Genomic DNA, 18433 nt, shown 5'->3' with positions numbered 1-18433 from the left:
GGACCGCCCCGCTCACTGCTTCGACGGCACGGGATCGTCGTTGAGCGTCTTGAGGAACGCGATGATGTCCTGAATGTCGCTTTGCGTCATCGCGGGCTTATCGCCGAACTTGCGGTCGAACGGCGCATCGGTCACGTCCACGTTCTTCTGGAGCTGCGGCGGAATATCGTCGTACTTGTCGATCTTGCCGTCGGGGCCGCGCGGATAGAACTTGCCCGGGTCCGTATTGCGATCGTTGTAGAACGCCATCACGTCGTCGAGGTTGTGGTACACGCCGTTATGGAAAAACACCGTGCGCGTGGCCGAATTGCGCAGCGTGGGCGTGAGGAACATGCCGCAGTACTGTGTCTGGTCCTTGAAGTCCGAGCGGAACGGGCCGCATACTCCGAGATCGAAGAAGTGCGGGTCCTTGTTCTGCGCGAGCTTGTTGTTGCGCGGCACGCCCAGCGCCTCGTACTGGTAGTCCGTGAACATGGGCGGCAGGCCGTCCTTACCGGGCTTCGAGAGGTGGCAGCCCGCGCAGTTCGCCTTGTTCGGGTCGTTGAACAGACGCAGGCCGTGCAGCTCGGCTTGCGAGAGGCGCGCATGGCCTTCGAGCCAGCGATCGTACTTGCTGTTATACGGATGGAACGACTGGTCTTCCACCTGGTAGCGCGAGATGGCGAACATCGCCTCCGCCACGGCCATCTTCGGGTCGCTGAAGATTCGGTCTCCGAACAACTCGGTGAAGTGCTTCGCGTACGGCGCTTTCTCGAGCTTCGTCGCCACCTGTTCGATGCTTGTGTTCGCCATTTCCACGGGATTGAGCAGCGGGCCATACGCCTGCTGCTGCAGCGTGTCGGCGCGTCCGTCCCAGAAGAGGCCGCCCTGCGGCACCATCTCCACGGAGGTCGATGCGCCGCCCGCCACCTTCTGCGACTTCACGACGTCGGCTGAGGCCGTGGCCTGCTGGGCGACCGTCGGCGCGTCGTCGTTTTCGCCCTGGTCGGGCCCGATGCTGAAGTTCGGCTGACGGTACAGGTACATGAGCGAAGGCGGCGGGCGATAACCCTGCTGATTCATCGCGAGGCCGCCCATCTGCACGTCGTGCCCATTGGGAGGACCGTAGGAACGATCGGGGCTATGGCACGAAGCACAGGACTGCTGACCGGAGCCCGAAAGCGCCGGATCGAAAAAAAGCTGCTTGCCGAGCTGCGCCATCGCCGAAAGCGGCGCGACTGGCGGGCGCTGCAGCACCACAGGGTGCGGATTCGCGCCGGTCAGGTTCTCGACGACCTCGCCCACGGCATCGGGCACGTCGGCCGGAAACGCCACGGCGTAGGCGCAAAAACCCAGTGCGCCGAGCGCGATCACGGCGGCGGCGGCGCGCAGGACGAGCCGCGTCGGGCTCGCCGCGCGGCGCGGTTTTGAGGACGGTGCAGGCGAAGTGGAAAGCTCGGACATGATTCGATCTTTCTTTGCGTAATACCACGAGAAGGAAAAGCCGAACGCCGCGTTTCACCCAGCGAACATCGAAGCTGGTGTGCAACGCGGCGAGAGCCACACGACGTGACAACGGCGCGAGGCCGGCCGCCCTGCACGCGCGAGACTTGCGCGTGCCGACGGTCGAGCCTCGCGCCGGACGTCGATCAGATCGACGGCGCGGAGCTCAACTGCGTGCCCAGCGTGCCGTCGAGATACAACACCGGCAAATTGCCCGTACCGCTAAAGTTGAACAGCGCGCGCATGTCGCCCGCGGCTGCGTCGAACGAACCGGCGCCAAGGCGCGCGCCGCCGAGCCAGTTGTCTTCGATGAAGCGTACGACCGATGCTTGATCGATGAACGTGTGGTCGACGTAGTTGGCCTTCGCCCACGGCGAGATCACAAGGAACGGAATGCGCGTGCCCGGACCGCAACGGCCGTTGACCGGCGCGCCCGTGATGCCCGTCGGCTGCGTGCCCGTGCCGCAAACGCCGTTGCCGTTGAGCTGGTCAGCCGCGTTCAGCGACGAGTGCACCGGCGCCATGTACTGGTGGTCGTACCAGCCGTCCGAATCGTCATAGGTCACGATGACAGCCGTGTTCTTCCAGTCGGGTTGCTGCATCAGGAAGTTCACGACCTTGGTCACGAACTGCTGCTCGTCGAGCGGGTCCGAATAGCCCGCGTGCGCGTCCTGGGCAGCCGGCGCCTTGAGGAAGCTCACCGACGGGAACGTGCCCGCCTTCACAGCCGCGAAGAAGTCGTCCGTGTCGTACTGGTGGTTCGCCGGGTCAAGCGTCTTGCCGTCCGCTTGGAGCGTCGAGCCAACGGCTGCCGTCGCGCTCGGGCGCAGATGCTGCGGGTTCGCCGTCGTCTTGAAGTACTGGAACCAGTTGTGGTGCGGGCTGTAGTCGGCGGTCGCCGCGTTCACGGCCGTTGCGACCGTGCTGCGCAGGCAACCCGTCGTGCCGTTCGCGTTGACCGTCTGCAGGTTGAAGCCGCCCATGAAGCCGCCCCACGTGATCTTCTGCGCGTTCAACAGGTCGCCGATGTTCTGCGCGTTGATCATGCCCTGGTCGGTTTTCTTCGAGCAGGTGTCATAGCCCGGGTCCACGTCGCCGATCAGCGTGAAGCCATTTACGCCGTCCTCGATGTAGTAGCTGGGCGTGGCAACCGTCGAGGGCAGCGCCTTCGTGTTCACGAGTTCGAGCCCGTTGGTCTGGCCCGACACGACTTCGAGCGCGCCCGGCGTCGACGGACCGTAGGTCGTGGTCCACGCGTTATCGCTCATGGCGAACTTCTGCGCGTAGTTCCACATTGCCGTGACGGTGTTGCCGTCGTAGAAGCCCATCACCTGGCCCTTCGTGCCGAAAGCGCCCGCGCCGCCGCTCGTGGCCGTACCCGTGTAAGTCGGGAACAGGTCGAGCAAGCCATTGTCGCCGGCCTGCTGCTCGGCGGTGTAGGCGTGGTTCTGGTCGGCCGTGGCGGCCTGCGTGCGGTCGAGGCGGAACGGCGGCGACGCGTTCGCGCCGTTGAGCGTCGTGTTCGCATTGCCGTTCGAGTTGATCAGCGCGTTGGTGAGGCCGTTGACCGTCGGCGTGCCGGAAGCCGCCGTGAAGGCCGGCTCGCCACTCGGGTTCGAGGCGTTCGGGTAGGTGGCGAAGTAGTGGTCGAACGAAACGTTCTCGCCGTAGATCACGACGAGGTGCTTGATCGGCGTGGCCGTCGTCAATGTGTCTTGTGCCGACGCGGCCGCGGCTGCGGATGTCCCCGAATTCGAATTGCTGCTGCCACACGCAAACAGAGCGGCAGCGAGGCCCGCACAAGGCAGGGCGAGTAATGCTCGGCGATACAACATGTAGTCAGGCTCCATCGATTGTTTGAGTTGCTTTTTAGAGTCCTTCAGACGCGGCGCGCACACGTGCGCCCTGCCGCCACGCCTTCAGGCGGGCCCCATCCATTCTGCGCACGGGCCCGCATGCGTCTTACATCAGAGCGAGCGCATTACAACATCGCAAGATGACTACACGGCGACCGTTTAATTTCCGAATACTTTCATTGAATTTCAGAACCGAAAGAATCACGGAAAGGACCGTGTGTGCGGGCGGCTGGATTCGCCCCTGAATTCGCATCACGCCCGGGGCCGGGGTTCCGCCCATTGCACTCCGTGGGACGCGAGCTATAACTGAAACTACAGTGCGGATGTTCTCTGCGCGCCCGCTCGCCCCTTCTTCTTGCGTCGCGCCGCGCTGTGCCGCCCCCGAATGCGTGGGCGCGCTTCTTTCGTGAGTAGTGAGCTAAGACGTTCGGCAGCCGTGCGCTGCGCGCAGGCATCCCGACTTTCCAGATGAGTGTGCGGCTGAGGCGTTGCCTCTCGCTCGCGCGCACCTTCGCCGCGGAGTCACTCCGCAGTTATCCCGCAGTGACTTCGTCATTGCCGCGAAGGCGCACTCACGAACTCGAGAAAGGAGGTTGATATGAGATTACGCCTGGCATTGATCGCCACATGCGTGGCGGCCGTGGCAGCCGTTGCGCCCGGCACGGCGTTCGCGAAGGACGAGCCTGTCTCGCAGGAGCGCGCGCATCAGACGATGACCGATGACGCCGATGCTTCGGCTCAGGCCGGCACCGACATGTCGTACGGCGGCACGCCCGATACGCACAGCGCCTCTGGCCATCGCACGGGCAAGATGTGCTGGCCGCGTCCCGATTGCGACGTGTTTTCCCGCCACTGAAATTTGGCCACTGAATTTCGGCCACTGACTCGCACCCGGTAATCGAGCGCCGGTGAACCTGAGGCGGCGGCGCGCAAGATCCGCCGCCCTCGTCCTTCACTCTTTTAACGCCCGCGCGCGGCGTGGTCGCGGCGTTACGCGCGTCGGGCGAAACCCAGCGCGCGCCACGCGAACAGCGCGCCCGCCAGCATCAGCAGGCTCGTGCCGAGGAACACGGCGCGCATGCCCAGATGTCCGCCGACGAAGCCGCCGATCAGCGGCCCGATCACCTGCCCCGCAAATTGCGCCGACACCGAATAGCCGAGCACGCTGCCCGCGGCATGGTCCGGCGCGTTGTGACGAATGACCGTCGCGATGCACGGCAGGAGCGCCGCGAGCGACACGCCCATGAGAAAGCGCAGCGCGACGAGCTGCCAGCCCGCCGTGACGAACGCCTGCGGCACGAGCAGCACGGCCGAGACCGCGAGCGCACCGACGATCACCTTCGCGTGTCCGACGCGGTCCGCGACGCGCCCGAGGCGCGAAGCTGCGACGATGCTGCCGAGCGCCGCCGCCGACATCGCGAGGCCCGCGACGAAGGTCACGCGCGCGGGGTCGTGCACGAGCGTCGCCACGTACACGGTGATGATGGGTTCGATCGACATGTTGGCGAGCATCAGCAGCATGCCGGTCACGAGCATGGCGACGATCGGGCGCTTGTCGGGCAGCGCCGACCAGCCACCCTTGTGCGCCGCATGCTGCGCCGCGCGTGCGGGGCGCGGCGCTTCCTTCACGAACACGCAGGTCGCGATAAAAGCCGCGAAGATCGTTGCGCCCGCCACCCAGAACGTGGCGCGCAACCCGATGAGCGGCGGCAGCGAGCCGCCGAGGAGCGGCCCGATGAGATTGCCGGCCATGATGCCCGACGACAGCACGCCGAGCGCCCACGCCGATCGATGACGCGGCGTTTGTGTGGCGACGAGGATGGTCGAACCCGACGAATAGCCGCCCGCGAAACCCGCGAGCAGACGCAGCGCGACGAGCTGCCAGATGTTGCGCGACATGCCGATGAGCGACATCGTGATCGCCATGCCGAGGCTCGCGCGCACCAGCATGGGCTTGCGGCCGTAGCGGTCGCCGAGGCGCCCCCACACCGGTGCGACGAGCGCTGCCGTAAAGAACGTCGCGCTGTACGCAATGCCCGACCACTGCACGATCGCCGCGTGGCCGCGCACGCCGAGTTCCTCCACGTAGAGCGGCAGGAACGGCAGCATCAGCGTCATGGCGACGAGGGTCGTGAACGAGCCCACCACGCAGACCGCGAGATTGCGCTGCCAGTGCTGCGCCACAGCGGCTTCGTGCGTGTTTTCGGGTGGCGCTGACTTCCTGCCGGAAACGGCGGCCGCAGGCGCACGTGAAGAAGCGGAAGTCGAGTCGGACGCCCCGGCGCGATCGCGTGGCGGATCGTCGGGGTCTTCTGCGCGGGAAGTCATCGGCGGATTGTGAGGCAGCGGCGAGCAACGCGCTTCGCCCGCTTGCCGGGTGAAGTCGCAAGGCACCTACGTTAAGCGAAGCGCGCCGCGCCTGTCAATTTTTTAAGCGCCTGCCGAAGATGGGCGCGCAGCGCGTTTGCCGTTTATTGCACAGCAGCCTGCAGCAGCCCCACCACGCGCTGCAGCGGCACGAGCACTTCGGTGTCGATGCCATAGAGCGGGCCAAGCGTCTGCGAGACGTCGCGATAGTCGAGCCGCGTGTGCCCTTCGTTGTCTTCCCAGATCACCATGCGCAGCGGCAACTCCACCGCCGCGTGCGGGTTGGCCGCCATGACGGGCGTACCCGCCTTCGGATTGCCGAACAGGATGAGTCGCGTGCGGCGCAGGCTGAGCCCGGCGGTCTCGGCGGCTTCGCGCTGGTCGACGTCGGCGAAGATATCCGCGCCCGCCTTGGCCAGCGCAGCCTTCAGGCGCGCGATCGTCGCGTCGAAGTCGTGGGCGCTCTTGAGCGTCAGCACGGACGAGGGATGTTGCCCGTATTCGGCCATGACAAACTCCTCCTATGGCGCACGGCCCGCGCGAATGCGCGATGCATGCAACGGCACTGTATCCCAGAATTCGCAGCCGCTGATCCGCGGCGCGCGCAGGGAGGATTCAGGCTCTCTGCTTCGCGGCACGCGTCTTCTTTTCGTCGCGCGACTGGGCGCCATACGCGACGTGGGCAGCGTGGCGGGACCATGCACGCCACCACGCCCATGCCGCTGCCGCCGAGAGCACGGCGGCGATCAGCAGATTCACACGCATGCCTGCGCCGACCGACGCGCGCCCTGCGATCATGGCGCCCGCAACGGCCACGCCGAGCGCCGCGCCCGTCTGCCGGGCGGCGTTGAGCACGCCCGCCGCGATGCCCGCGCGGCCCTGATCGACGGTCGCCATGAGCGCCGCCGTGGCCGCGGGCGTGATGAGACTCGCGGCGAAACCGATGGCCGGCAGCGGCAGGGCCAGCAAGTCGTATCGCGCCAACGTCCCGCACACTGCCGCGCCGAGATAGCCCGCGCCCGCGAGCAGGCAGGCGAGTGCGACGAGCGCGCGCGGCCCGAGCCACGCTACCGCGCGCCGCGAAAGCAGACTGCCGAGCGGCACCACCACGGTGAGCGGCAGGAAGGCGAGGCCCGCGCGCAACGGCGCGTAGCCGCGCTCCTGCTGGAGATACAGGCTGAGTCCGAATAGCAGACCATAGAACGTGAACGCCGAAATCATCGAGACCAGCACGGCCGCGCTGAACACCGGCTCGCAGAAAAAGCCGAGCGGCAGCATCGGCTGCGCGCGGTGCCTTTCGAGTGCGACGAAGGCGATCGCTGCCACCAGCGCCAGCACGAGACCACTCACGACGAGCGGTGCATGCCAGCCGTACGCAGGCGCCTCGATGATGGCCGCATTGAGCAGCGCCAGCGCGCCGATGGCCGCCGTCTGGCCCGCGAGATCGATCCGCCGCGGCACGCCTGGACGCGGCTGCGACGCCACGCGCGCGGCCATGAAGATGCCCGCGAGGCACACCGGCACATTGAGCAAGAAAATGCTGCGCCAGCCGACGAGCCCGATCAGCACGCCGCCCAGCAACGGGCCCGCCGCCATCGCAACGCCCCCCAGCCCGGCCCACACGCCGAAGGCGGCGGCGCGCTCGCGCGCGTTGGCGCACGCGCCGTTGATGAGCGCCATCGATGCGGGCACGAGTAGCGCCGCGCCCATGCCTTGCAGCACGCGTCCGAGCGTGAGCAGCGTGAGGCTCGGCGCGGCGCCGCACAACGCCGAGGCCGCAGTGAAGACCGCGAGCCCGGCCATATAGACGTGCCGCGCGCCGAGCCGGTCGCCGAGCGTGCCGCCCGAAAGCAGCAGGCTCGCGAACGTGAGCGTATAGGCGTTCACGACCCATTGCAGGCCCGCCACGCCGCCCGCAAGCGTCGCACCGATGCGCTCCAGCGCGACGTTGACGATCGACGTATCGAGGATCACCACGACATAGCTGATGCTCGTGGCCCAAAGCACCCGGCGTTGCTGTTCGCGGCTGTCTGTCTTGTGCGTCTGCATAGGCTCTCCCGCTACGCCGGCGCGTTGGGCGCCGGCCATGAGAGCCCAGTATCGGGCGCGCGGCTGCGGCAATGCTTCGATGCGTGTCGAAACATGCGACCCTGCTCGCGCGCTACGCTACGCGTATGTCCTGGAGAAACGCATGAATGGCATGAACCTGCACCCGAGAGTGTCCGCCACGGCATTCCTGATCGCCGACCCCGCGCGGGCCGCGATGCTGATGGCGCTCGCCGACGGCCGCGCGCTGCCCGCCGGTGAACTGGCTTATGCGGCAGGCGTGACCGCGCAAACGGCGAGCAGCCATCTGGCGAAGCTGCTGGACGGCGGACTGCTCGCCGTGGAAAAGGAAGGCCGCCACCGCTACTACCGGCTGGCGGACGCGCAGGTCGCCACCTTGCTCGAGAACCTCGCGACAGTCGGCGTGCGCGTGCCGGTGCGCCGCAAGCCGCTCGGCCGCGAGGCGCAGAACCTGCGTTTCGCGCGCTGCTGCTACGACCATCTCGCGGGCCAGGTAGGCGTGGCGCTTACGGCGCGCCTCACGGATGCAGGGTTCATCGCCGCTGAAGCCGACAAGCGCTTCGCGGTAACGCCCGCAGGCGCGGCATGGTTCGGCGAACTCGGTCTCGATGTCGCCGCGCTCAAGCCGGGGCGTCACGGCATTGCGCGTCAATGTCTCGACTGGACCGAGCGCCAGCATCATCTGGCCGGGCCGCTCGGCGTGGCCTTTCTCACACTGCTGTGCGAACGCGACTGGCTGCGGCGCACGAATACTTCGCGCGCGGTGCAGGTCACGGCGCGCGGCTGGGTCGATCTGCGCGAGCGGCTGGGCCTGACGCCCGAATTGCTGGCCGCCGGCGCAGATGATTCGAATGACTAACTAATCGCGTCTCGTCACGCCGCGAGGAATCGCTGCGCGAGCCGCACCCAGCACGCCGCGCCGAGCGGAAGCACCTGGTCGTTGAAGTCGTAGCCCGGGTTGTGCACCATGCAGCCGCCGAATTCCCCTTCACCGTTGCCGAGCAGCAGGTAGCAACCGGGCACCGCGCCCAGCATCCACGCGAAGTCCTCGCTGCCGTTCAAGCCCTTCGGCGCCTGCATGACCACGTTGTTCTCGCCCACCAGCTCCGCGCAGACCTGCTGCGCGAGTGCGGTTTCTTCCGGCGTATTGACCATCGGCGGCGTGAGTTGCCGGTAGTCGATCTGCGCCTCGACGCCGTGCGCCTGCGCCGTCAGCGCCACGATTTCGCGCACGCGTGCTTCCACGAGCGCACGCGTTTCGGCGCGTGCCGCGCGGATGTTCAGGCCGAGCGTGACAGTCTCCGGAATCACGTTGTGGGTCGCGCCGCCGCGAATGTAGCCCACGGACACCACCGCGGACTCGTCGGGCGCCACGTTGCGCGCAACGATGGTTTGCAGCGCCGTCACGAGCGCCGCCGCGGCCACAATGGGGTCCTTCACGCGGTGCGGCATCGCACCGTGTCCGCCCACGCCTTTGAGCGTCACATCGGCCACATCCGAGGAAAGACTCACCGACCCCGGCAGCACCCGAAACGTCCCGGCCGGCACGCCCGGCATGTTGTGCAATGCGTAGACGGCATCGCAGGGAAAGCGCTCGAAGAGACCGTCTTCGATCATCGCCTTCGCGCCGCACAGGTTTTCCTCGTCGGGCTGGAAAATCAGGTTGAGCGTGCCGTCGAAATCGCGGCGCTCCGCCAGCGTTTTCGCGGCGGCAAGCAGGATCGCCGTGTGGCCGTCGTGGCCGCACGCGTGCATCTTGCCAGGCGCCTGGCTCGCGTACGGCAGGCCCGTGTTCTCGACGATCGGCAGCGCATCCATGTCGGCGCGAATGCCCAGGCGCCGGCGGCCCTCGCCCACTTTGAGCTGCCCCACCACACCGCTCTTGCCGATGCCCGTATGCACTTCGTAGCCCCACTTCTCCAGCAGCATCGCAACGAGCTTCGCGGTGGCGCCCACTTCGAAACCTAGTTCGGGCTGCGAATGAATCTGGCGACGAATGCCGATGAAAGTCTCGGCGTCGATCTCGATCTCGGGCAGCAAGGTCGGCAGCAACTGGAACGGGGTGAGCGACGGTTCACGTTTCATGAAGATTCCGTTATTCGTGTGAAGGATCGAAGGGTTTGCGACCACGCGCAGCGCACCGTTAGCCGACGCGCTGCTCGCGAATCGCACCGATGGCGCACAGAGAGATGAGCCCGCAAACGACGAGATAGAACGCAGGCGAAAGCGGATTACCGGTCTTCGCGAGAAGCCACGTGACGATGAACTGCGAGCTGCCGTCGAACACCGTCACGCCCACGCTATAGATGACCGAAAGACCGCTTGCACGCACGCTGGCGGGGAGCATTTCCATGAGCATCAGCAGCATGGGCGTGGAGGCGAGATTCGCGGCGGCGGTGATCACCACCGAGAGCGCGAGCACGAGCGGCACGCTCGGTATGCGCGTCATCAGCCAGAACGCGGGCACGATGGCCACGATGTTAAAGAGCAGCGCGCCCAGCACGAGCCGCTTGCGGCGCGCGAGGCGGTCGGCAAGCCGCCCCGAGACGAGCGATGCGACGAGCATCGTGAAGCCCGTGGCGCAGCCCGAAAGCAGCGAGAGCGACGGCGGCATCTTGAGCACGCGGATCATGTAGGTCGGCATGAAGAACACAACGAGATACATGCCCACCGTGCCCGCGGTGATCGAGAGAATGCCGAGGCCCACTTTCGCACCGTGCTCGCGCATGAGCGTGCCGAGCGGGCTCGGCGCGTCGGGCTCGGCCTCGTGCGTTTCGTCGAGTTTCGAGCGGATATAGAGGCCCACCGGCGCGATCAGCAGACCGCCCAGGAACGGCAAACGCCAGCCCCAGCCCTCCAGCGCCTGCGGTGAGAGCGTGGCGTAGAGCACCGCGCCCGTGAGCGCGCCGATGAGCGCCGCGATGCCTTGACTGCCCATTTGCCAGCTCACGCGAAAGCCGCGTTGTCCCACTTCGCCGGACTCCATCAGCATGGCCGTAGAAGCGCCGATTTCACCGCCAAGCGAGAATCCCTGCAGGAGGCGCCCCGCGAGAATCACGAGCGAGCCCATTACGCCGGCCTGCGCGTAGGTGGGCGCGAGCGAGATGCACAGCGTGCCTGCCACCATCAGCGCGATGGTCAGCGTCATGGCGGCCTTGCGCCCGCGCCGGTCGGCGTAGCTGCCGATCACGAGACCACCCAGCGGGCGCATGACAAAACCAATGCCGAACGTCGCCACGGCGAGCAGCAGCGAGCCGTAAGGGCTGTCCGAGGGAAAAAAGAGCCTGCCGATCAGGAGCGCGAAAAAGCTGTACACCGTGAAGTCGTACATTTCGAGCGCATTGCCGATCGAACAGGCGGCGATCAGCCGGAACTGGCTCTGGCGAGTGGCCGCGGGCGGCGCGATCGGGGCGGTGGCGCTGAGCGTTGCGTCATTCATGGCGGATCTCCGCGAGCGATGGAGCGGTGCAACAGTGGGAATGGGAACCGGCCGAACGATATTCAGGCCGGTCTGACTTTTGAAAGAAGTCACAAATTTTCATCTTGATAACCAGATGGAATCGACGTCATAACCACTGTGTAGCGGCCATTGTCGTTTTCCATGAGTGCCGCGGATGGGCGCCGCCCACGCCAGGCGGCGCTTGTCAGCGCTTACGTGGCGTCGCGCAACGTTTAGAATCTCCTCCGGTCGGAGAAACGTCGAAGCGCCACGCGCGGGGAGTATCACGAATGAAACTGCACCAGTTGCGCGTTTTGCTAGCGCTCGCGCAGCACGGCAGCATGCACGAGGCATCGCGCAGCCTGCACATCTCGCAGCCGGCGCTTTCCAAGGCGGTGGCGGAGCTGGAGCGTGAACTGGGCGTGACGCTCATGTCGCGCTCGGTGCGCGGCGTAAGCCTCACGAATTACGGGCGCGCGCTTGCGAAGCGCGCGAGCGTGGTCGAGCAGGAGTTGCGCCACGCTCTGGAAGATATCGAAGGCATGCGCGGCCATGCCGAGGCGCAACTGAACATCGGTTTTTCCGCCGTGGCGTCGAGCGGGCCGCTGCCCGAATCCATCGCGGCGTTTCGCGCGCGCTTTCCGGGCGTGGAGGTGCACGCCTACGAAATGCGGCCACAGCAGATACTCGAAGGGCTGCGCGAAGGCCGCCTCGACCTCGCGCTCATTTCGACGAACAGCGGCCCTGGCACGAGCGCGTTTCAGTGGGAGCCGCTTTTTTCGGTGGGCATGGTGCTCGCCACGCGCCCCGGCCATCCGCTTGCGCGCGCCACGCGCCTGCGCGATCTGCTCGAGGCCGACTGGCTCACGCTCGATCCGCTAGACGATCCCGGCAGCCCGCTCGCGAGCCTCATGCGCCTCAATCGCCTCGACATGCCCAAGCGCATCGTGCACAGCGTGTCGAACCTGCTTGGCCTGCAGCTCGCGACTTGCACAGATGTGATCAGCATGTGGTCGGATTTCGTGTTCTACGGCATGAGCGGGCCGCTCGTCCTGCGGCGCGACGCATTGCACACGCTCCCCATTCGCGACGAGCTACCGGACTTCCACGTGTTCATGGTGTACCGGTCCACGGACCTGATGACCCAGGCGTGCACCGAGTTCAGCAAGGAGATTCGCCATCGCTGCCGCACGATGGTCCCGCCGCGCGCCGCCGCGCCCGGCGCGGCGCGTGCGCGCAAAACGGCGGGCGGGGCCGCGAAGTAACGTTGCGGATCGCGGTGGTTTAGCCTGCATCGCCCTGTTTCGCGCCCGCCTCGCGCGAGCGCGCGAGCACGTCGAGATTGCCCTCGCCGAAACCGTGGTGGCCGCTGCGCTGCACGACTTCGAAAAAAATCTCGCCGGGATGGCGCTTGGCAAACGTCTGGAAAAAGAGCCGCGGCACGCCGTCTTCGCCAATCTCGCCATCGATCAGCACATGACGCTTGCGCAATGCCTCCAGGTCCACGCCGTGGCCGGGCAAACGCGCATCCACGGTGTCGTAGTAAGCGGACGGCGGCTCGACGAACTCCACGCCATTGGCCTTGAGCGCATCGACGCTCGCGAGGATGTCGTTGCTTGCCAGCGCGATGTGCTGCACGCCTTCGCCGGGGTGTTCGGGCAGATAGTCGTGCAAAAGCTGCGTGCGCCGCGTGCCTTCCTCGTACACAGGAATTCGCAGCTCGCCATCGGGCGACACCATCACGCGCGACTCCTCGGACACATGCCAGTTCGCGTTGATCTCGTGAATCTCGCGAAAATGCAGCAGGTCGCGGTAGAAGTCGAGCCATTCCGCAATGCGCCCCGCGCCCACCGTCTGCGTGAGGTGATCGACGCGGGTGAGGCCTGTGCCGCCGTGATCGAGATCGGTGTGCGCCGTGGCGACGTCGATCGGCCGGAAGTCGATGTCGAAGATCGAAATGTCACCCACGCCGCCGCGCTGGCCGCCGCGTCCGCGCCAGCGGTCGATGAAATAGAGGTGCGAATCCCCAATACCCTGGATCGCGGGAATGTGCAGCTCCGCGGGCCCGAGGCGCTCGCCTTCGAACGCCCACGCGCCGAGCGAGATGGCATGCTTGAACGCGCGCTTCGCATTGTCGACGCGCACGCCGATCGCGCAGACGCCCATGCCGTACTCCTGCGCGTAACGCGCGGCGAACGAATCGGGTTCGGCGTTCAGCAGGAAATTCATCTCGCCCTGCCGATAGAGCGTGACCGCCTTGCTCACGTGGCGCGCGATCGCCTTGAAGCCGAACTGTTCGAAGCGGCGGCCGAGGTCGGCGGGCTCGGGCGCGGCGAACTCGACGAACTCGAGACCGGCCATGCCGAGCGGATTGTCCGCCTGCGGCGGAGGATTAGAGGGGCTGGACATGCAATAGGCTCCTGACGCAAGCGCTGAAACGTACGCTTCGCCACGATCGCGAAGCAGGCCGATTTTAACCAGTTCGTTCAATTTGACGAAGGGCGCCGTGTTCGAGCGGCTGTGCGCCACCTCGGTGCAAACCCGCAAAGCGTTCGATAGTCGCACGCATTTGGGCGAATATCGCGCAAAATGGCGCCGCCACGCATTGCCGGGCGGCCCGGGCCGCCCTATGCTGCGTTTCACGTTCAGCGCACATCGCAGCTTTTCGCAGCATGGCACATGCGCAGAAGATCGGAGACAACTCATGACCATCAGCCTCGACACCACCGGCTCCCCCGAAGCCGCCCCTCTCTCGCCGTCGCGCCGCCAGGCGCGCAAAGCGGCGCTCGGCAGCTTCGTCGGCGCGGTCGTCGACTGGTACGACTTCCTGCTCTACGGCATTGTCGCCGCGCTGGTGTTCAATGGCGCGTTCTTCCCGCAGGTCAGCAAGTCGACGGGCACCCTCGCCGCCTTCGCAACTTTCGGCGTGGGCTTCCTGTTCCGCCCGCTCGGCGGGATCGTGTTCGGTCACTTCGGCGACCGGCTCGGACGCAAACGCATGCTCGTGATCACCGTCATGATGATGGGCCTTTCCACCATGGCCATCGGCCTGCTGCCGACCTACGCGACGATCGGCTTATGGGCGCCCGCGCTGCTCGTCGCGTTCCGCGCGCTGCAGGGCTTCGCGGTTGGCGGCGAATGGGGCGGCGCGGCGCTCATGGCCGTGGAAAGCGCGCCGCGCGGCAAGAAGGCCTTCTACAGCAGCGGCGTGCAGGTGGGCTACGGCGTGGGCCTCGTGCTCGCCACGGGCATTGTCGCGATCCTGAGCCACCTGCTCGGCGAGGCATCGTTCCGCTCGTGGGGCTGGCGCCTGCCGTTCGTGTTCAGCGTCGTTCTCGTGCTGATCGGCCTGTGGGTGCGCTCGAGCATGGACGAGTCGCGCGAGTTCGTCGAGAAGGTCGAGCACGGCGACCGCAAGCTCAAGATGCCGGTGCTGGAGGCGCTCACGCGCCACCCGAAGGCCTTCCTCTACATCGTCGCGCTGCGCTTGGCCGAACTCTTCACGATGTATATCGTGACCGCCTTCGCGCTGAGCTATTCGACCACCAACCTCGGCCTGTCGCGCGATCTCTTTCTCGGCATCGGCCTCTTCGTGGGCGCGCTCAGCTGCATCACGATCCCCTGCTTCGCGTGGCTCGCCGACCGCCTCGGGCTGCGCCGCATCTATCTGATTGGCGCCTTCATCGGCTTGTTGAGCGCCGTGCCGTTCTTCCTCGCGCTCGAAGCGCGGGCCACGGTCTGGATCGTGATCTTCTCGGTGATGCTTGCGAACGTCGCCCACGACATGGTCGTAAGCGTGCAGCAGCCGCTCTTCACCGAGCTGTTCGGCGCGGAGTACCGCTACAGCGGCGCAGGCGTGGGCTACCAGTTCGCGAGCGTGGTGGGCGGCGGCTTCACGCCGTTCATCGCGGTGGCGCTGGTGGGCGTTGGCGGCGGTTCGTGGCACCTCGTCGCCGCGTATCTGGCGATTGGCTGCCTGATCTCGCTGATCGTGGCGGCGCGCATGAAGCCAGAGTGAACACGCGCAAATCGAAGACTGGCGAGCCGCAGGCGTTTGGCGCCTGCGGCTTTTTCCATTGCTTTGGCAACGGTGCAGTACAGGGTTTTGTACGCCGATGAAGAAACCGCCACTGGACCGGCGCGACTGGATCGCGGGCCTCGAAAAAGGCCTCGCGATTCTCGAAGCCTTCGACAGCAAACACGCGCGCATGACCCCCACCCAGGCGGCCGAGCGCACGGGCCTCTCGCGCACCGCCGCGCGCCGCTATCTGCTCACGCTCGAATCGCTCGGCTATGTGTACACGGATGGCCGGCTGTACGGCCTCACGCCGCGCGTGCTGCGCGTGGGCTGGTCCTATTTCGATTCGGCGCGCCTGCCGCGCACCGTGCAGCCGTATCTGCAGCAGTTGAGCGCGACGCTCAACGAATCGGCCTATGTGAGCGTGCTCGATGGCTGGGAACTCGTTGTGATCGCGCGCAATGGTGTGTCGCGCGTGATGACCACGGGCTTCGTGCTCGGCGCGCGCGTGCCCGCGCCGCTCATCTCGCCCGGTGTGGTGCTGCTCGCGCACGAGGCCGACCAGGATGCGGTTTCCGCCTGGCTCGACACGGTCGAGCTTTCGCCATTCACGCCGCATACCATCACAAGCGGCGCACGCCTGCGCGAGAAGATCGTACGTGCGCGCGTGGATGGCTACGCGCTCATCGAGCAGCAGTTGCAGGTGGGCGTGCGCGGCATTGCCGTGCCGCTCAGGAATCGCAACGGCGAGGTGGTCGCCGCACTCAGCACCAACATGCCGATGCGCGAAGAAAGCCCCGAGGCCGCTCTCCAGCGCGTCTTGCCGCATCTGCAGGAAAGCGCGCTCGCCATGCTCAACGTGCTTTAACTGGTTCTACCGTGCGCTAGCGCTGCATGAGCGTGGCGTTGGCGCCCGTCATGCGCGCGTTGCCCGTCACCGCGAGAAGAGCGAGGTGCAGACCGCGCGCGTGCGCGCAATGCGCGACGAAGCGCTGCTGGAAATCCTCCAGCGCGGAAAGACCAGCCGCGAGGACGACGAGGAATAAGCCACGTCGCCAGCCACGCGTAATCCCCATTCGATTGATGCAATCTTGGCGAAGCGCGGAATTTGACCTCGTTTTGCGATTTTGCCGTCGAATGCTGGGTAGGCTAAAAGTCCCGAAAAGAGGACGGGTAACTGACGATGTGGAATACCCTTGCTGTGCCGCTCGAAACCGGATGGCAATGCACACTGATTCCGGGACCGAAGTATTACGACCTGACGAGTTGGGGACGCGGCTACGGCAATATGTCGGCCCGCGCGCTCTATCCGAATGCGGGTCGGGACAAATCCTGGTCGTGGGATGAGCGGTCCCTGAGCGAAGTGAACAAAAGCGAGTTGTGGGAAAAAGACCGGATCAGGCAACTCGCGGACGACCGGGCGGCGTTTGCCCGGCACTTCCGCCCAAACTGGGACTTGCGTTCGATTACCGGCGCGAAGGCACTCCGCGACGTTCAGGCGTTTGTCCGCGACAGTTTGAACCTGGCGCACTGGAACCTGCCGACCGACAATGCAGCGATCAACTTGATGGTGAATCTATGAAAAGCGACGACAAAACGTTGGGGTTGGGAACTGGCCGAAAACAGCGACTTACTTATTAAGATTTTTGGTTGCTACCCGTCTTTTCATGATTCGGCAGTGTTAACTTTTCGCCTCCAAAGAAAGCGGCGTTCATACGAAAACATGGAGGGCGAGCGGCTACCCGTTGGGCAAGCGCGCTATCTGGTCGATCTTCAACTTGAAATACTGCACAATCGCTACGCTGCCCCGCGAAGTGACGGTGGTTCAGATTATATGGTTGTTGTCGACTTACTGGACATTATGACTTCGGAGATGGATGTTAATGCCATGCTTGCGGAGGCTTCAATTTCGGACATTACTTTATCAAAGCGCCGTCGCGATCTGATAAATTTTGACCTTATGCCAAACATCGGTTTGGATATTAAATTGTCCTGCAAAGAAATCCTCATTGTTGGTATCAAACCATATAAACGGAATGAATTCTGACCATGGTGGCTCCAGAATCACGCCACCATGCCACACACATGAAGGCCTGTGCGGTAGTAGGCCGCTTCAACCTTGTTAGCGACCGTGTGGGCGCGCGCTCGCTCTGCAAGGTCACGGGCGTAGCCGTTTCGCAGGCCCAATCGCGGAAGCTGCTTTCAAAACCGGACAGCGTCGTATCCGATAGCACCTTGCCGCGCGGCGACGCAAACACAGGGTTTTGCGCTGCTTCTGTTCCTCGATACGCTCGACGAGCGCGAGCGCAGCCAACGAGAGCGGAACGCGGTTCTATTTCGCGCTAGCCCCCGCCACGCGCGCGTTACCCGTCACCGCGAGCCCCGCCGTCGCGAGCGCTTCGCGCGCGTGCCCGCGTATATCGTCGACGGCGTATTGCGCATCGGCGTTGCGCACCCATGCACGCACCCGTAAGCGCGCGCCGCCGCCAGACGGATAGCTGTCCACGGCGACCGTCGGCGCGAGCGTCGTGCCGCTTTGCACACGCGGTTCGGCGGACACCATTTCCTTGAGCTTGCCGATGGCGGCGTCCACCTGGTCGCGCCGCGCGAGATCGACCGTGACGTCGATGCGCTGCGTGCCGCCGCTGCTGTAGTTGATGACGGGATTGCTCCAGATCTGGCTGTTCGGCACGAATACGACATTGCCGTCGCCACGCTCGATACGTGTCGTGAACAGCCCCACTTCGCACACGATGCCGGCCGCCGCGCCGCTGCCTTCGATCACGTCGCCCGCACGAAACGGGCGCAGCATCAGCAGCATGATGCCGGCAGCGATGTTCTGCAGGGTGCCTTGCAGCGCGAGGCCGATAGCGAGGCCAGCGGCACCGAGCGCGGCGAGCACGCTAGCCGTGGCGATGCCCACTTCGCTCAACGCGGCGACGAGCGCGATCACGCGCACGGCCCACGCCGCCATACCCGCGAGCATTGGTGCGAGCGTCGGGTCGGCGTGCGAGCGCGCCAGCATGCTCGCGAACACCTGCGCGACGCGATTGGAAACCCACCAGCCGGCAACGACGATCAGCACGGCGACGATCACATTCATGACGTCGTGCGTCATCGTGGCAAGCAGCGTGTGGTTGCAGATGAAAAAGGCGGTTGAAGAAATCGTCCATGATCGGGGATCAAGTGGTTGCGATGGGGAGC

General features: G+C 65.6%; 17 protein-coding genes. 7 read left to right on the top strand and 10 right to left on the bottom strand.

From position 1 onward, the window contains the following. Positions 1 to 12: 12 nt before the first annotated feature. Entirely contained in the window at positions 13 to 1443 is a 1431-nt protein-coding gene (locus tag JMY28_RS10655; RefSeq protein ID WP_201695855.1) for a cytochrome-c peroxidase, read from the bottom strand. A gap of 185 nt (positions 1444 to 1628) precedes the next feature. Then, on the bottom strand, positions 1629 to 3314 hold the full coding sequence (locus JMY28_RS10650) for a phospholipase C (RefSeq protein ID WP_201696001.1): 1686 nt from the start codon (positions 3312 to 3314) through the stop codon (positions 1629 to 1631). A gap of 622 nt (positions 3315 to 3936) precedes the next feature. Here JMY28_RS10650 and JMY28_RS10645 point away from each other — a divergent pair. Beyond that, positions 3937 to 4194: a hypothetical protein gene (locus JMY28_RS10645; RefSeq protein WP_201695854.1), complete on the top strand. Its 258-nt coding sequence runs from the start codon at positions 3937 to 3939 to the stop codon at positions 4192 to 4194. A 134-nt stretch (positions 4195 to 4328) separates the two neighbouring features. On the opposite strand, the gene JMY28_RS10640 is transcribed toward JMY28_RS10645, so the two are convergent. The 3 genes from JMY28_RS10640 to JMY28_RS10630 form a co-directional block, all read right to left on the bottom strand. After that, positions 4329 to 5666 (bottom strand): multidrug efflux MFS transporter, encoded by a 1338-nt coding sequence (locus JMY28_RS10640; protein ID WP_201695853.1) that lies wholly within the window; start codon positions 5664 to 5666, stop codon positions 4329 to 4331. Between the two features lie 143 nt (positions 5667 to 5809). Further along, positions 5810 to 6214, bottom strand: coding sequence for a DUF302 domain-containing protein (locus JMY28_RS10635; RefSeq protein WP_201695852.1), 405 nt, complete (start codon positions 6212 to 6214; stop codon positions 5810 to 5812). A gap of 106 nt (positions 6215 to 6320) precedes the next feature. Next, the gene (locus tag JMY28_RS10630; protein WP_236596786.1) at positions 6321 to 7754 is read right to left on the bottom strand and encodes an MFS transporter; all 1434 of its coding nucleotides are present in this window, start codon (positions 7752 to 7754) and stop codon (positions 6321 to 6323) included. Positions 7755 to 7896: 142 nt separating this feature from the next. Here JMY28_RS10630 and JMY28_RS10625 point away from each other — a divergent pair, with 142 nt between their 5' ends. Further along, entirely contained in the window at positions 7897 to 8631 is a 735-nt protein-coding gene (locus JMY28_RS10625) for an ArsR/SmtB family transcription factor (RefSeq protein ID WP_236596785.1), read from the top strand. A 14-nt stretch (positions 8632 to 8645) separates the two neighbouring features. Here JMY28_RS10625 and JMY28_RS10620 read toward each other — a convergent pair whose 3' ends face one another. Next, complete coding sequence (locus tag JMY28_RS10620) at positions 8646 to 9857, bottom strand: M20 aminoacylase family protein (protein WP_201695851.1); 1212 nt, start codon at positions 9855 to 9857, stop codon at positions 8646 to 8648. Between the two features lie 58 nt (positions 9858 to 9915). Continuing rightward, positions 9916 to 11211 (bottom strand): MFS transporter, encoded by a 1296-nt coding sequence (locus JMY28_RS10615; RefSeq protein WP_201695850.1) that lies wholly within the window; start codon positions 11209 to 11211, stop codon positions 9916 to 9918. Positions 11212 to 11501: 290 nt separating this feature from the next. Here JMY28_RS10615 and JMY28_RS10610 point away from each other — a divergent pair, with 290 nt between their 5' ends. Then, positions 11502 to 12476, top strand: a complete 975-nt coding sequence (locus JMY28_RS10610; protein WP_201695849.1) for a LysR family transcriptional regulator — start codon at positions 11502 to 11504, stop codon at positions 12474 to 12476. A gap of 19 nt (positions 12477 to 12495) precedes the next feature. Here JMY28_RS10610 and JMY28_RS10605 read toward each other — a convergent pair whose 3' ends face one another. Then, complete coding sequence (locus tag JMY28_RS10605; RefSeq protein ID WP_201695848.1) at positions 12496 to 13620, bottom strand: 4-hydroxyphenylpyruvate dioxygenase family protein; 1125 nt, start codon at positions 13618 to 13620, stop codon at positions 12496 to 12498. Positions 13621 to 13915: 295 nt separating this feature from the next. Here JMY28_RS10605 and shiA point away from each other — a divergent pair, with 295 nt between their 5' ends. Both shiA and JMY28_RS10595 read left to right on the top strand, forming a co-directional pair. Then, entirely contained in the window at positions 13916 to 15229 is a 1314-nt protein-coding gene (shiA, locus tag JMY28_RS10600) for a shikimate transporter (RefSeq protein WP_201695847.1), read from the top strand. Positions 15230 to 15326: 97 nt separating this feature from the next. Beyond that, positions 15327 to 16097, top strand: coding sequence for an IclR family transcriptional regulator domain-containing protein (locus JMY28_RS10595; RefSeq protein ID WP_201695846.1), 771 nt, complete (start codon positions 15327 to 15329; stop codon positions 16095 to 16097). 16 nt (positions 16098 to 16113) lie between these two features. Here the strand turns inward: JMY28_RS10595 and JMY28_RS10590 are convergent, their stop codons facing one another. Then, the gene (locus tag JMY28_RS10590) at positions 16114 to 16305 is read right to left on the bottom strand and encodes a hypothetical protein (RefSeq protein ID WP_201695845.1); all 192 of its coding nucleotides are present in this window, start codon (positions 16303 to 16305) and stop codon (positions 16114 to 16116) included. Positions 16306 to 16412: 107 nt separating this feature from the next. Here JMY28_RS10590 and JMY28_RS10585 point away from each other — a divergent pair, with 107 nt between their 5' ends. Both JMY28_RS10585 and JMY28_RS10580 read left to right on the top strand, forming a co-directional pair. Beyond that, positions 16413 to 16811 carry a hypothetical protein gene (locus JMY28_RS10585; RefSeq protein ID WP_201695844.1) on the top strand — a complete coding sequence of 133 codons (399 nt, stop codon included), beginning with the start codon at positions 16413 to 16415 and terminating at the stop codon, positions 16809 to 16811. Between the two features lie 96 nt (positions 16812 to 16907). Then, positions 16908 to 17276: an immunity 50 family protein gene (locus JMY28_RS10580; RefSeq protein ID WP_236596784.1), complete on the top strand. Its 369-nt coding sequence runs from the start codon at positions 16908 to 16910 to the stop codon at positions 17274 to 17276. A gap of 285 nt (positions 17277 to 17561) precedes the next feature. Here JMY28_RS10580 and JMY28_RS10575 read toward each other — a convergent pair whose 3' ends face one another. Then, positions 17562 to 18332, bottom strand: a complete 771-nt coding sequence (locus tag JMY28_RS10575; RefSeq protein WP_236596783.1) for a mechanosensitive ion channel family protein — start codon at positions 18330 to 18332, stop codon at positions 17562 to 17564. Positions 18333 to 18433: the final 101 nt, after the last annotated feature.

Origin of the sequence: Paraburkholderia hiiakae, from assembly GCF_904848665.1 — a bacterium.
In the GTDB taxonomy this organism is placed as follows: Bacteria; Pseudomonadota; Gammaproteobacteria; order Burkholderiales; family Burkholderiaceae; genus Paraburkholderia; species Paraburkholderia hiiakae.
The sequence above is the reverse complement of the archived record's forward strand: the minus strand, read 5'-3'. Positions and strand labels throughout refer to the sequence as shown.